General features: G+C 27.4%; 12 protein-coding genes. 6 read left to right on the top strand and 6 right to left on the bottom strand.

Annotation, left to right across the window (positions count from 1 at the left end):
* Positions 1-5 precede the first annotated feature (5 nt).
* Complete coding sequence (locus tag AQ1689_RS12395; RefSeq protein ID WP_101956286.1) at positions 6-992, top strand: D-alanine--D-alanine ligase; 987 nt, start codon at positions 6-8, stop codon at positions 990-992.
* Between the two features lie 8 nt (positions 993-1,000).
* Positions 1,001-1,453: a pantetheine-phosphate adenylyltransferase gene (coaD, locus tag AQ1689_RS12390; RefSeq protein ID WP_101956285.1), complete on the top strand. Its 453-nt coding sequence runs from the start codon at positions 1,001-1,003 to the stop codon at positions 1,451-1,453.
* On the opposite strand, the gene manA is transcribed toward coaD, so the two are convergent.
* From manA to AQ1689_RS12375, 3 genes are read right to left on the bottom strand one after another with little or no spacing between them, the layout of a single operon-like run.
* The gene (gene manA, locus AQ1689_RS12385; protein WP_101956284.1) at positions 1,454-2,674 is read right to left on the bottom strand and encodes a mannose-6-phosphate isomerase, class I; all 1,221 of its coding nucleotides are present in this window, start codon (positions 2,672-2,674) and stop codon (positions 1,454-1,456) included. It abuts the gene before it with no gap.
* Between the two features lie 11 nt (positions 2,675-2,685).
* Positions 2,686-3,096: a hypothetical protein gene (locus tag AQ1689_RS12380; RefSeq protein WP_101956283.1), complete on the bottom strand. Its 411-nt coding sequence runs from the start codon at positions 3,094-3,096 to the stop codon at positions 2,686-2,688.
* Positions 3,097-3,124: 28 nt separating this feature from the next.
* Positions 3,125-4,264, bottom strand: coding sequence for a response regulator (locus AQ1689_RS12375; protein ID WP_101914270.1), 1,140 nt, complete (start codon positions 4,262-4,264; stop codon positions 3,125-3,127).
* Between the two features lie 170 nt (positions 4,265-4,434).
* Here AQ1689_RS12375 and AQ1689_RS12370 point away from each other — a divergent pair, with 170 nt between their 5' ends.
* From AQ1689_RS12370 to AQ1689_RS12360, 3 genes are read left to right on the top strand one after another with little or no spacing between them, the layout of a single operon-like run.
* Entirely contained in the window at positions 4,435-7,530 is a 3,096-nt protein-coding gene (locus AQ1689_RS12370; RefSeq protein ID WP_101956282.1) for a hypothetical protein, read from the top strand.
* The gene (locus AQ1689_RS12365; RefSeq protein ID WP_101956281.1) at positions 7,530-8,729 is read left to right on the top strand and encodes a hypothetical protein; all 1,200 of its coding nucleotides are present in this window, start codon (positions 7,530-7,532) and stop codon (positions 8,727-8,729) included. The genes AQ1689_RS12370 and AQ1689_RS12365 overlap by 1 nt, the downstream gene beginning before the upstream one ends.
* Before the next feature lie 20 nt (positions 8,730-8,749).
* Positions 8,750-10,264 carry a glycoside hydrolase family 2 TIM barrel-domain containing protein gene (locus AQ1689_RS12360; RefSeq protein WP_101956366.1) on the top strand — a complete coding sequence of 505 codons (1,515 nt, stop codon included), beginning with the start codon at positions 8,750-8,752 and terminating at the stop codon, positions 10,262-10,264.
* Position 10,265: 1 nt separating this feature from the next.
* Here AQ1689_RS12360 and AQ1689_RS12355 read toward each other — a convergent pair whose 3' ends face one another.
* From AQ1689_RS12355 to AQ1689_RS12345, 3 genes are all read right to left on the bottom strand, one after another.
* Positions 10,266-11,474, bottom strand: a complete 1,209-nt coding sequence (locus AQ1689_RS12355) for a glycosyltransferase (RefSeq protein WP_101956280.1) — start codon at positions 11,472-11,474, stop codon at positions 10,266-10,268.
* 121 nt (positions 11,475-11,595) lie between these two features.
* The gene (locus tag AQ1689_RS12350) at positions 11,596-12,834 is read right to left on the bottom strand and encodes an MATE family efflux transporter (protein ID WP_101956279.1); all 1,239 of its coding nucleotides are present in this window, start codon (positions 12,832-12,834) and stop codon (positions 11,596-11,598) included.
* Positions 12,835-12,856: 22 nt separating this feature from the next.
* Entirely contained in the window at positions 12,857-13,135 is a 279-nt protein-coding gene (locus AQ1689_RS12345; RefSeq protein ID WP_101956278.1) for a hypothetical protein, read from the bottom strand.
* A 140-nt stretch (positions 13,136-13,275) separates the two neighbouring features.
* On the opposite strand from AQ1689_RS12345, the gene AQ1689_RS12340 reads away from it, so the two are divergent.
* Entirely contained in the window at positions 13,276-15,348 is a 2,073-nt protein-coding gene (locus AQ1689_RS12340; RefSeq protein WP_101956277.1) for a tetratricopeptide repeat protein, read from the top strand.
* Positions 15,349-15,368 lie beyond the last annotated feature (20 nt).

The following is a 15,368-nucleotide window of genomic DNA, read 5'->3' as shown; positions in this document are numbered from 1 at the left end:
GTAACGTGAAAAAAAATATAGCGATTATTATGGGAGGATATTCTTCGGAAGCAGCAATATCCTTAAAAAGCGGAACAGTAGTTTACACGCATCTTGACAAAGAAAAATATACGGCATATAAAATTCATATTTTAAAAGATAAATGGGTTTTAGTTGATGATAACGATCAAGAATATAGCATCAATAAGCATGATTTTTCTGCGGATGTACATGGTAAAAAAATTACTTTTGATGTTGTTTTTAATGCCATTCATGGCGCACCTGGCGAAAACGGAGCTATTTTAGCCTATTTTGATTTAATCGGAATCAAGCATACCTCAGCTCCTTTTTATCAAATGGCATTAACATTTAACAAACGAGATACGTTAAGTGTTTTAAAAAACTACGGAATTTCAACGGCAATTTCGGTGTATTTAAACCAAGGTGATCTTATTGATGTTGATAAAATCATTAAAAAAGTTGGCCTGCCATGTTTTGTAAAGCCCAATAATGCAGGTTCTAGCTTTGGTATTTCAAAAGTACACAGCAAAGAAGCCCTTCTTCCTGCCTTAAAAGTAGCTTATAAAGAAGATACCGAAATATTAATTGAAAGTTTTTTAGACGGTACAGAAGTTTCCGTAGGTGTTTTTCAATATAAAGGAGCAACCACCGTTTTACCGATTACAGAAATTGTATCAGAAAACGATTTTTTTGATTATCAAGCAAAATACGAAGGTAAATCAACAGAAATTACCCCTGCCAGAATTTCAAAAAAGCAAGAAAACCGTGTTTCAGAAATATCAAAACGAGTCTATGATATTTTAAAAATGAAAGGTTTTACCCGTTCTGAATATATTTTTATAAATGATGAACCTCATTTCTTAGAAATAAACACCGTTCCTGGTTTAACCCAAGCAAGTATTTTACCACAACAAGCAAATTGTGCGGGTATTAATTTAACCGAGTTATTTGGCAACGCTATTGAAATGGCTTTAAAAAACGATCTTAAATAATTAAAAACATGAAAAAGGCTATTTTCCCAGGATCTTTTGATCCTATTACGCTAGGACACCTAGATATTATTGAGCGTGGCGTTACTTTGTTTGATGAAGTTGTTATTGCAATTGGCGTAAATGCTGATAAAAAATACATGTTTTCATTAGAAGAACGCAAACGTTTTATTGAAGAAACTTTTAAAAATCAGCCTAAAATTAAGGTCGTTATTTATAGCGGATTAACGGTGAAATTTTGTCAAGAAGAAAATGCACAATTTATTTTAAGAGGTTTGCGAAATCCTGCCGATTTTGAATTTGAAAAAGCTATTGCACATACCAACAGAAAACTGTCAGAAATAGAAACGGTATTTTTATTAACATCATCAGGAAAAAGTTATATTTCGTCATCAATTGTACGTGATGTTATTCGAAATAATGGTGATTATACAGGTTTAGTCCCTGATGCAGTGCGAGTTTAATTAATCAGGAACACTTGCTTTATAAATTTCAACACCTTTTGAAGAAACAATTCTATAACGAGTATTTGCTTTTATTAAAACGGCTTGTCCTTTTTCAATATTAATGCGATTTTTATGCCTTATAACAGTAGCATTACCCTCTAAAATAATTAAAATTTCTATCGATTTTGATGTTGAATTATATTTTATAGCATCGGTTGATTGAATTTTACTTAATTTAAAGTCTTTTGCTTTTGTTTGATATACTAATTCATCATTAAGTGGACTTTTAACACCGTGTAAAATAGTTGGAATTGTTTCTTCAAATTTGGTGTTTTTCAAAAGTTCTTCAACATCGATATGTTTCGTTGTTAAACCGCCTCTTAAAACGTTGTCAGAATTAGCCATTAATTCAATGTTTTTTCCTTCTAAATATGCGTGTGGAACACCTGCGTCTTGAAAAATAGCTTCACCTTTTGATAAATTTACAATATTAAAAAAATAGAAAGAAAAAATTCCTTTATCAATATTTTCTAGACTTTTATTCTCTAAAGCTTTCCCAACCCAATATGCTGGCGATGATTTGGCTATTTTATTATTTAAAAAATCTGGTAAAATTCTATTCGCTAAAGGCTTTAGAATTTCATTTACTTCTTCCTGAGAAAACTGCATCACTTTTTTGTACAATTCAAAATAATTCGATTCTTGAAAAGTTGACAGTAAAAAACGCAACTCACTTGTTTGTTCAAGATTATTTATTATTTTTTCACTTTCTAAAAAACCATGTAACAGCCAAAAATCACTTAAAGCAACCATTACCTCTGGCTTATGATTTTTATCTTTATAATTTCTATTTCTTGCTGTTAATAAAATCCCTTTTTTATTTTCACGTTTAAAGCCTATTTCAGCTGCTTTTTTTGTTGGATGCACTTGTATTGACAGCATTTTATGAACATCTAATACTTTAAATAAATACGGGAGTTTACCATAGGTTTTAGCGACTCTTAATCCTAAAAACTCAATTGGTTTTTGTCTTAAAAAGAAATCTAAAGAAATATTACCTGCCTTTGTTTTAATAATTGATGGCGCTTTTAAATGCGCTCCTAACCAATATTCGGCATAATTAGCGATGCTTTTTCTTCTTTTGATTAAATTTGAGATAAATTTTTTACCTCCCCAATCATATCGCTGTATTCTCCCTTCGATTAAAAAAATTTTATGAATAGTTTGTTCTAAAATCATCATCTCCTGTTTTAATAATTAATTATTTCATTCATAGAATACACTCTTCTTAGTAATATTCTTTCGTTTTTTTTGTGTGGTAATTCTATCTTAGATAAATCTAATTCTTGATCAATCCAAGTAGCATTTAACATATTTCTTGGGTTTGTATATATAATTAAACCAATATTTTTTATAGTTGATAAAAAGCGTACCCCTGCTTTTATAGCTGATACTACTTTTTTTTCTCGCCGTAGTGTTAAAATTGAAACATCACATTTCGATGTATCTTTCAAAATATTTAAAAACTCAAATACCACCTGATGATTGCCATTATTAATTAATACTATTTTTAGTTTTTGATTTATAAATGACCTTAAACAAAAAGCATTTAAAATAGCTGCGTCTTTTTTTTCAAAAATAATAATGAGTCCTTTCTTCATAGTACACTTGCTAAATATTAAGTTATGATTATTTTTTATAAGACCAGGCTATTTGCCCTAATTGTCCTATGATTTTAACAGAATCTTTTATCGATAATTTAGAACCATCTGCATGAATCCATCTTTTTAAAGGCATCTCACACAGTATTTTTTTTGCTTGTTCTAAACCAAAATGACGTGTAATTCTTTTAAAAATTTCAACATCAAAAATCCATTTTGTTATAAATTTTTTACCAAAAGAAATTTCAATCACATCTTTCTTAAAAATTTTAGCACCGCATTGGGTATCTTTAAAATCCATAGAAAGAATTTTTCTGATGATAAAATTTATGGATAAACTTATTATTTTACGGGCAGATTCTTTTGTAATATTTGCCCCCATTCTACGAATTCTAGAACCGCTTACAATTTTATAATCCGAATTTTCAATAACAGAAACTAAAGCATCAAAATCAGTTAAATTGGTCGATAAATCAGCATCTAAAAAACCGATATAATCTAAATCATCTTGTTTTGAAAGATATAACATTCCTTGTCTTACGGCTTCCGCCTTACCACCATTTTCTACACAATTATGTATGGTAATAAAATCTTCTCTTCCTTTTCTTAAATCGTTTAAAACAGTTAATGTTTTATCAGTACTTCCATCATTTACAAAACATAAATGATAGCCTGAATTTTTATCAATAAAAGCCGTAAAATCTTTACTTAAAAGTCTTTTTTCTTCATTATAACACGGAATTACAACACCAACACATCTTTGTTGTATAATGACACCTTTATATTTTATATTTTTATTGACAGCCTTTGCAATGCCTATCAGTCTTTTTACCCTAGCGCAGACTTCTACTAAACTTAGCGGTTTTTTCATATAATCATTAATACCTAAATCAAAACCTTGTGTTATCATGTTATCGTCGGTATTACCTGACAAAATCATAATAGGCGTGTCTGAATTTTTAGTTATTCTAATATGTTTTACTATTTCCATGCCTGAAACCCCTGGCATATTAAGATCTACAATTACTAAATCTGGCTGAAAAGAACTGAATAAAGCAATTCCTTTTAAAGCATTTGTTTCTGTTACAACTTCATAACCCAATTCTTTTAAACGAATCTCTAATGGTATTAAAACTAATTTTTGATCATCTATCGCTAATATTTTCATAACAAATAACATTTAATTCAAAAATAACGTAGTTTCTTCTAAAAAAAATAGCACCGCCTTTAAAGGAGCTTTTCTTTAGTCCAATGGAAGATTAGCGCTGTTAAATAAAAAATTCAAGCATCCTTTAAAATGATTTATATTTACATTACTGAAAAAGAGCACTTTGTTTTATGAAAGAGACTTCTAATAAATATTTAATATCTGCAATACTATTCGCTATTGCCTTTCATGGAAGTGCTATTTTTTTTACTTTAGAAACTACTTATGATGCTTTAATTCACTTGTTTTTTGCCGATCATTACGCAAATAATTGGTTTGAACCTTGGAATTTTAAATGGTACACAGGTTTTACAGTGATGAGTTATCCGCCTTTAGTACATCAATCTATTGGGGCTTTATCTTTAATTGCTGGTTTAAAATTCGGGCTTTTTAGTGTCGCTATTATTGCAATTCTATTATTTATTACAGGAGTTTATCGTTTTTCAGTATTGATAACTTCTAATAAAACAGCGGCTGGTTATGCTGCTATTTTAGCTGTTTTTTCATCTTCTTTTGTAGAAACACTTCATATTTTCGGGCAGTTACCAAGTATTATTGGTATTGCTGTTTTAATGCACGCTTTACCCGAGGTATATTCTTGGCTAAAAACAGGTAAATATCGCTATTTATTTACAGCACTTTCTTTAATTTCCGTTACAGTTACCTCGCATCATGTTACACCTATTTTTGGAATGATTTTTTTTATATTTCCTTTAATTGGAATGGTTATTTTAGATATTTCTCGTGAACAAGTAACTTCCTATAAAGAAGTTACTTTTAAACTATTTATAAAAAATTTCGGTAAACAATTTAAACGAAATATTAGTTTTGGTTTTTTTTCTTTGATTATAATTATTTTCTGCCTCTTACCTTATTGGATTAATTCTAAAAAAAACCCGATTACACAAGTTCCTATTCCGCATGGTTCTAGAGATAATTTTTTAGAAATCACCTCATCGGGGCTTGTTTTTTTTATAATTCCTTGGGGTGTTTTATTATTCCTTTTACCGTATTTTTTTTACAGATTTTTTCAAAAAAGATATTTATTCTTCGGAATTTCTTTTACAATGTTATTGATTTTGGGCACAGGAGGAACAACGCCTATTCCTAAAATAATTTTAGGACACAATGCCTTTAATATTTTAACTTTAGATAGATTTACATTATGGGCATCGATTATGGCTTTACCACTATTTGGTGAATTTGCTTATCGCTTTATAGAAGGCGATTTAAAAGTACTAATTCAACGTAAATTTGGCACAGTATATCATCGTTTAATTGGAGGATTATTAGCTTCTTTATTTTTATTGATGACTATTTTCACCATGAGTTTAGGCTATTTTAGACCCTCGCAACCACAAAAAATTAAAATGTTACCTATTGTTAACTTTCTTAATCAAGATCAGCATGATCAATGGCGGTATTTAACCTTAGGTTTTGGTGATCAAATGGCGTGGTTATCAGCACAAACAAAAGCAATGACTGTTGATGGAAATTACCACTCAGCAAGGCGTTTACCCGAACTAACAACAAGACCAATAGAACGTTTAGAAAACTCAAAATTTAAGGGTGTTGCAGGAATTGGATCTTTACAACAATTTTTAACAACTCCTGAAAAATACAATTTAAAATATATTTTTTCTAATGATAAATTTTACGACCCTATTCTTTATTTCTGTGGATGGCAACGCTTACCACAACTAGAAAACGGAATTATGGTTTGGGAAAAACTAAATGTACCACCACTTTCTTCTATTTTACCAAAAGAAGATGTTGCTACTTGGCAAAAAGTAATGTGGGGAATCATTCCTTTTTTAACAGCTATTATTGCATTTATTTTAAATATTCAAGCTATTTTTATACGTAGTTTAAAAACTAAAGTAAGAATATTACCTCCATATTTAAATAGTAAATTTAAAAACAAATACAGTCTTTTTTCTAAAGGTCTTTTAACAACAATACATATTTGGGCAGTTATATTATGTGGAATTTTATTTTATAGTTCTTATTTATTTTATATAAAAAATGATTCACAAAGAACTCCTGAAAATGCTATAAAAGCCTATTATGATGCCATTGATTTTAAAGAATATGAAAAAAGTTATCAATTAATAGATCCTGAAAGTGGTATCTCTATTGCGCAATTTATGTTAGAAATTTCTGTTTCTGATGGTTTATTAGGTTCTTATGCTAAATTAGATGCTTTAAAAACTATTACGACTAAAAAAACAGCTAGTTTAGCTATTTTAAAAGTACATACAAACTGGATTACTCCTCTTGAAAAAATTAGTAAAACAGATTTTAAAACATTGGTTAATAGAAAAGGTAAATGGTTTATATTACCTGAAAACATGGATTCTGATTTACCGCCAGATCAATTATATTCAAATAATATAACAGGCTATTTTAATCAAGGAAGACGAAAAATAACCACAGAACAAACACATCACGAAGATGTTTTAAAACAACCTGTTTTAGAAATTGTATCTGCTAAATTAGTTAAATTTAAAACACATTATGCACTTATCGGAGAAGTACAAAATATAGATAATGTACCTGCCGATGTTGTTTTAAAAGGAACATTATATAATGATGAAAACAAAAAACTAGCTACTTACAATGCTAAATATCATATAAAACATAAATTAATGCCTAAAGAAGTTAGTTCGTTTAGAATTAATTTTGAAGGAATTGCTTGGTCTAAAACAAAAGATGCTATTCCTAAAACATTTAATCCTGATGAATTTACACCTGTTGAATTTGAAGAACAACCTACTAAATTCAACTTACAAGCAGCAGGAAATGTGTCTAATTCTGATTTGTATAAAAATGTAGTTTTAAGTGATATTAATATCGATAGTAAAAAAATACAAGGAACTTTATTTAATAGTGGTTTACAAGAAATTACCATTCCTCAATTATTAATCACTTATTATAATAAAGATAAAATATTAGTTTGGGTAGATCATTTATTTTTAGAAAATGGCATAAGACAACAACGAAAACAATATTTTGAATACACTATTTTAAAAAACAATGAAGTTATTATTATTAATGATGATATGACCGATTGTTACGTTAACGGACTACCAAATAAAGATATTTCAGATAAAATAATACCTAACAGAATAGAAAATCATGGAAATACTCAATTTCAAAAAATAAAGCATCCGCTGTATTCTTTTATCAAAATTGAAATGAATAATTACATCGGAAATCCTAAATAATGAATTTTAGAAAGAACCTTTTTTTACTTTTTTGTTGCTTTGTAACACTTGTTTCTACAGCTCAAAATACCATAAAATTATTAACGCAACAAAAAGAATTTATCGCAGGAGATACTATTCATTTAAAATTTAATAGCAACAACACAAAAATCTATCAAATTTATTGCAGCAATAGTTACGGAAGTACTTTAATTAATTCTGAAATTAATAATGATACTATAATTTTTAAAATACCTCCTTACGTAAGTAATAAAATTGGTGTTTTAAATTGGAAAATTGTAAATGATAAAAACAATATTTCAGGACAATTTAAAATAATACCAAAACATAATCCTATTTCTTTAGAAACTTATTTAGGTCCGCCAAGTATTGAAGCAGGCAGCATAGATTACACCATGTTAGTTGTAATACCTACAGATGATTTAGATAATCCTTTAAAAAAAGGCACTTCGGTAAAAGTGAAACATCAATTTTTAAAATCAGAAAGAAAAGTAAACGTTTTAACGGATAATTTAATTGCATTTAAAAAAATATACTCCCCTTTAAAAAGCGGAAGAATGCTTATATCATCAGCATCTTTAGGTTTAAATTCTAAAGAATACAGTCTAAATATAATGCCTGCTATAGGTACTGATTTTAAACTGTTTTTTAAACGAAATCATAAATATGCAGACGGAAATCAAATAACAACTTTTTACACTTCTATTATAAAAGATAAAAATAAGAATGTTATTAGCGATGGTAGTTTTGTTGATTTTTTTATCACTAATAAAAAAGGAAATATGCTAAAAACAGCTGGAACTACTATAAATGGTATTGCTTATGCTAAAATGATTCATCCCGAATTTGAAGACACTTGGAAAGTAAAAGCTTATATAACTGGTATTTCGGAAAGTAAAATATTAAAAATAAGTTATAAAAAAATAATAGAAAAATTTGACATTAATTTTTCAAACAATAACAGAACTGTAAAAATTGGACCTTTAAAAAGTTTTATGAATCAGATGATTCCTGACGGATTAAAAGTAAAATTAGCAATTTATAAAGATGAAAAATTATTAAATGATATTATAAAAAAATCTAAAGATGGATTTGTGTACTTTAACTTAAATTCGAACATCTATAAAAATGGCAACTACACTATAAAAATTACTGCTGCGGCAGTAACTGAGACTTTTCAAGCTAAAAAATTATGGTAAATACCAAAAATATTTTAAAAATGGATAACACTAATAAAAACATAATGAGAGGTATTTTAATTTCTTCCTATGTTCTTATTATGTCAATCGTTATCTTTTTAATAAGTTCATTATATACTCATTTTAATACGGGTGCTGATAGACGTAAAATGTTACATGTTGAAGTCAAAAAAGTAGATCAATATTTACCTAAAATGATTTGGAAAGAAGATGGTAACCAAGGCAGAAAAATTGATGAACAAACCTTAAATAATATCGAAAATGATTATATCGATGCTTGGTATGTAAAGCATGTAGCCAATAAAACAAACCTAAAAAGTGGTATTAATGATTATTTTACAAAAAATGCACGCAAAAATTTATTCAATTTTATAGCACATAATAAAAAAGAAAAAATCACTATTGAAAGTACCACATTAAAACACAATCCTAATCTTATATTTTTTAGTGAAGATGGACAATCAATTGTTTTAGAAGATAAAAATGTTGTTGAATATAAAAAAATACTTAAAGATAAAAAACTAGTTTTAGAAACTACCGAAGTATCCGATTATAAAATGGTCTTATTATTAGAAGATGGTTTTTGGAGAATTAGACACTTAGTTAAAGAAAATTCATCAATTTTTGATAATTCAATTAAAGCTAGTCCTATCGATTCATTAAATATAAAAGGAATTAATTATTATCCACAAGATACACCTTGGGATATGTTTGGTGATAATTTTGATATTAAAATTATAGAAAATGATTTTAAAATCATCAAAAAAGCAAACTTAAATACGATTAGAATTTTTCTTCAATATGAAGATTTTGGTAAAGCAAATGTAAAAATCAGTAAACTAAATAAATTAAAACAAGTTTTAGATAGTGCTGAAAAAAGTAATTTAAAAGTTATTGTTACTTTATTCGATTTTTATGGAAACTACGACGTTTTAGATTGGACTTTAAACCACCGACATGCAGAAATTATTGTATCAAAATTTAAAAACCATGAAGCAATACTTGCTTGGGATATTAAAAATGAACCGAATTTAGATTTTATATCAAGAGGAAAAGAAAATGTTATTGCTTGGTTAAATCATATGGCTATTTTAGTGAAATCTATTGATAAAAAACACGCTATTACCATTGGTTGGTCAAATATTGAAAGTGCTCCTATTTTAAAAGATAAAGTTGATTTTGTTTCTTTTCATTATTATGAAGACATTCATAATTTTGAAAAAAACTATAAATCATTAAAAACTAAAATACCTGAAAAACCTATTGTTTTAGGTGAATTTGGAGTTTCATCTTATAATGGTATTTGGAAACCTTTTGGTAATTCAGTAAAAAAACAAGCTAATTATTATAAAGTGATGCAACAACTGTTAACCAAAAACAACATTCCTTTTCTGTCATGGACTTTATATGATTTTCGTACAGTACCCAAGGAAGTTGTTGGGAAACTTCCTTGGCGAATAAATCCTCAAAAAGAATTTGGTTTTATTGATAAAAAAGGACGTAAAAAACCTGCTTTTAACTATATTTCTAAATAATTTATGATTCAACTAATACTTTTTTTGCTAATTTTTTAACCATTATAATAGCTTCAAACTGATTTAAATACATTGCTGTAATTCTTTGCATTGGAAATGCGGTAGCTGCTTTGTAATTTGCTTCTCCTAAAGCTATTCTATGTGTTTCATTAGTTACGATTAGCTCAATTGCATTGGCTAAACTAGCTACATTTTCTGGCTCAAAAAACTCACCTCTGTACCCTTCATCTTCAATTAAAGTTGCTAAATCGCCTAAATTAGGCATTACAACTGCTTTTCCATAACTACCCGCTTGGTGTAAAACGCCTGAACTACCTGTTGTAGAGGTATAAGGAAAGACTACAACAGCACTTTCATTAAATAAAGGAGCTACTTCCACTTCTTCAACATAACCTGTAAATGTTATTTGAGCTACATTTTTGTATTTTTCTTGTACAGATGCTAAATAACCTGGTACATTCGGATTGTCTGTTCCTGCAATTACTATTTCTAAATTTAAACCTGTTGAAACTCTAACTTTTTGAACAGCTTCAATCATTTTTTCAACTTTTTTATAAGTACCAAATTTACCGAAAGTCATTATTTTTAAAGCTCCTTTTGGCAATATATGTGATGGTTTATTAGGAATTTCAAAGGTTCCATGAGGAATCATTTTTACATTATTCACTTTATATTTATCCTGTAAAGTAGTTACATACTTATGCATAGTAACAGCTACAATATCAGCTTTTAAAATTAATTTAGTTAGTGTTTCTCCAATAAAATTATATACTTTTTGTACTATTTTATTTGAAGTAAAACCTGCGCTTTCTAAATCTGTTTGTTCTAAAATATTGTGTAATAATACAATGGTAGGTATTTTTTTTATCTTACAAACTAAAGGCAACATTAATCCTAAAGCAGCAGCAACTTTTTTATCGCCAAACTTCATAAATTGTAAATTAAACAATATCGCATCTGGTTTTATAGCACTTATAGCTTTTGTTACTTTTATAACATTTGTATAGCTATTAAATTTCCAACACTCTTTTATAGTAATTTTACATCCATCTTCTGTAAAGTGAATGTCTTTTCCTTCAGGAGTTACATCTGTTAATAAAACTAATTCGGTTACTTTTTTATTTTGTCTAAAGCTTTTTACTAAATGATAAGCATATTCATTTAGAGTTACTTTACTTGGCGGATATGCCGTTACAATAGCTAGTTTCATAGTATTTTCTTTTTGATTATATTAAATTTCGTAATAAAAAAGAGTTTACAGGTATTACTATAGTTGAAATGGAATCATATATCGTTAAAAGGTGTAAAAGTTTAGTTATTATTTTTTAACGCTATTTTTTATCATTCAAAAAGAAAAAAGATAATTGCATCAATAATAATAAAACCATTGCTAAAATTTGTACATGTACAACCTGTTCTAAATTTTTATGAAATAAAATAATTAAACCTATTTGTAGCATCCCAAAAAGTCCTGAAATAACAACGGGAATGTATTTATCTAAAGATAAATAATAATATGCAAAAATATTTGAGATTGCAAAAACACCTGTTGCTACAGCATATTTCCATAATAAAGGCGTTATTGCCATATATTCATCTCCAAATAAAATGGCTATAATTTGTTCTGGAAAAAAATAACACGCCATTATTATTGATGATGAAATTACAAAAATATACCCCACATATTTTAGTAAAATTGGCACGGTAGGTTTTCCTTCTTTTTTTAATTGAACAACCGTTGGTAATAATAACATGACAAACATCCAAGCGATAAAATAAACCACTCTACCTATTAAGGCAAGTGAAGCGTATAAACCTGCATCGTAAGGCTCGAAGTAATGTTTTACTAATAAAATATCACTATTATTTATGATTATTTGAGTTAACTCGTAAAATGCTGTAATTATAAAAAAATTACGAACCATTTTAGATTCCGTATTTTCTAATGATACTATTTTAGAAAAAGAAATATTTTTAAATTCAAACGGAATTAATCCAAATACGAAAGAACATAAAATTCCGAAAGCAATTAATATGGAAGATTCAATATTTAAAAAATATAATAATCCGAAAGTAATTAATAAACGGCTTATCATTTCTAACTGATAAGTAATCGATAATTTTTTCAACTGTTTTTTACCTTGAAAAACCCCTCTATTTACACTCATCAAAAAATAAATAGGAACTCCGATTCCAAAAACAACAAACATAGTAGAAGATGTCGTTTTAAAAAAAACTTGTAATTCTGACGCAAATACCATAATTAAAATTCCTAAAAACACTCCTACAATAGCTGAGTTTTTATATATTTTTGATATAAAATTTTTAAAAACAATATCTTCAAAAAGTACCGAAAACTTAGCGGTTACTAACTGAAAAGTCATTGCTATAAATGAAAGAACTAATAAAAAAGTAATCATAATAGCTGCATCGGCAAACTTTGCAGGGCCTAAAATTCTACCTAAAGCTAAATTATATACATAATTTCCGCCATTTACAAGTAAAACACTTATCATAAACAATTGTTCTGATGATATTTTATGCTTTACTTGTTTTAAAACTTTAATCATTTTATTTATTTTTAAAAATTAATTATACTGCATCCATCTGATTAAATTCATCATAAATCTCTTTAGCTCCATAGCCTATAACTGCAAATTTTTTATTCTTTTTAAAAGCAATCGAAATCAACGTACTTATTGCTTTTAAACCATCTCTAGTAATTTCATTTACTTTATCTATTTTTATTATCACCTTTTTATTTCTAGCGATAAAATGCTCAAAATAAGCAATAAGAAATTTAGATGTTGTATTATTTAATTTTCCTTTTAGGTGAAATTTCCCATTTCTTCTTGTAATTTGTAAAGCCATAATTATTGTTTTTAATGATTAATACTTACACCAATATCTTATTAAAACTATTAAAAAATTAGCTATTGTCGATGAAAAACTATTTTGTTTAGTTGAATGATGAAATCGATTCCTTAACTTGCAAATAAGAAAAAAGCTATATGAAAATTAAACTCCTTACATTTTTAGTATTTTTTATTACAACTACTGCTATCTTTTCACAAAATATGAAAGAAGGTTTCATCTATTTAGAAACAGGAAAATACCAACAGGCAGAAGTTTTTTTTAAAACCATTTTAAAAACGTATCCAACTAATAAAACAGCAAGGCTTTGCTATGGTAGAGCTATTGGTTTAAATGGAAGTTCTTATAAAGCAGTTACATTATTTACGAATCTTTTAAATGATTTTCCTACTGATTTTGAAGTAAAATTAAATTATGCCGAATCACTTCTTTGGAATAAAAATTATAATAAAGCTGAAAATTATTATCAAAATTTAATTTCAGAAAATGATAAAAGTTTTCCTGCTCTTTTAGGCTATGCGAATACCTTATCTAATTTAAAAAAATTTGATAAAGCGATTACTTACGTAAATAAAGCGTTAATCGTATTGCCTAATAATCAAAATGCGTTGATTTCTAAAAAATATATGCGTTTAGGTTTGGCAAATAGTAAAGTGACAGATCAAAAATATATAGAAGCTGAAAATATACTAAAAGAAAATTTTATCGATTTTAAAAAAGATAAAGAAACCCTATTAAACTTAGCTAATCTTTATCTAATTTCAAATCAAATAAACAAAGCTAAAGAAACATATATTATTATTGGTGAAGATTCAGCAAGTAAATTAACCTCTTTAAACGGAATATCGTTGGCAAATCATCTTGATGGTAATGATAAACAAGCTTTAATCATCAGTAAAAAAGCTGTCAGTCTTTTAAATAATACTACTGATAAATCTATAAAAAATCAAACTAAAGAACGTTTTATACAAGCTTTAATATGGAATAACAAATATTCTTTAGCCCAAAAAGAAATTAATAAATTATTAGTCAATAATAAAGATTCTGAAAATTGGATACTTTCATTAAGAGCCACTTTAAATATTTATAAAAGTGATTTTAAAAAAAGTATTGCTGATTATAATTTGATATTAAAAAAAGATAGCGCTTCTTTTGATGGTAACTTAGGCAAAGCAAATGCTCTAAAAGCTTCAGGATACTTTATAGATGCCTACAAAAGTGCTGAAAATACTTTAAGTTTTTACAAAAAACAGAAAGATGCGACTAATTTTATTAAAAATTTAGATAAATCATTTACACCTTTTGTTGAAGTTAAAACAGCATACTCATTTGATAATGCTGATAATAAAGCGTATTTATATGCTGCTAATTTAGAATTTCCTTTTTCAACAAAACTTAAATTATTTGGTAATTATAGCTACAGAACAACAAGTAATTCTGTAACTAAAGCAAGTGGAATTTCTAATAATTTTTCAGCAGGAATAGCGTATCAATTATTAAACAATGCAACTTTTAAAGGTGTTTTAGGTATTAGTGCTTCCGATACTGATACAAATAAATTCAGTCAATTATTAGCAGATTTATCCTTAAAAATAAAACCTTTTAAGCTTCAAGATTTAGAAATAGGCTACAAAAGAGAAGTCCAAAATTTTAATGCCGATTTATTAGACAAAGAAATTATTCAGAATAATTTTTTAATAAATTATAGTTTGAATACCAATTTTAATCTAGGTTGGTACACACAACTTTACTACACTTCTCAAAGTGATGAAAATACACGAAACTTATTATTTACTTCGCTTTACTATAATATATTTAAGAAACCATCTTTAAAAGCGGGTGTCAATTATCAGAACATATCTTTTAAAAATCAAGTTCCTACAATTTATTTTAGCCCGCGTACATTTAGTGCTGCTGAAATTTTCATCAATATTATAAAAGATGAAAATATTGCGAAAAATAAAGAGTGGTTTTATGAACTAACTGCCGCTACAGGATTTCAATTTATTGAAAAAAACAAAAAACAAAGTACCTACAGAATTCAAGCTAAATTAGGATATAAATTTTCAGAACGTAGTTTATTAAATATCTATGGTACTCAAAGTAATATTGCTTCTGCCTCGGCTATTTCAAGTAGTGCTGATTTCACTTTTACTGAAATTGGTTTACGCTTTAAATGGTGCTTAAAGAATGTTTTTTTCAAAAAATAACAATTTGTGTAGGAAACGTA

Source organism: Tenacibaculum finnmarkense (assembly GCF_900239185.1).
Taxonomy (GTDB): Bacteria; Bacteroidota; Bacteroidia; order Flavobacteriales; family Flavobacteriaceae; genus Polaribacter; species Polaribacter finnmarkensis.
This window is presented reverse-complemented; position numbering and strand designations above follow the sequence as displayed.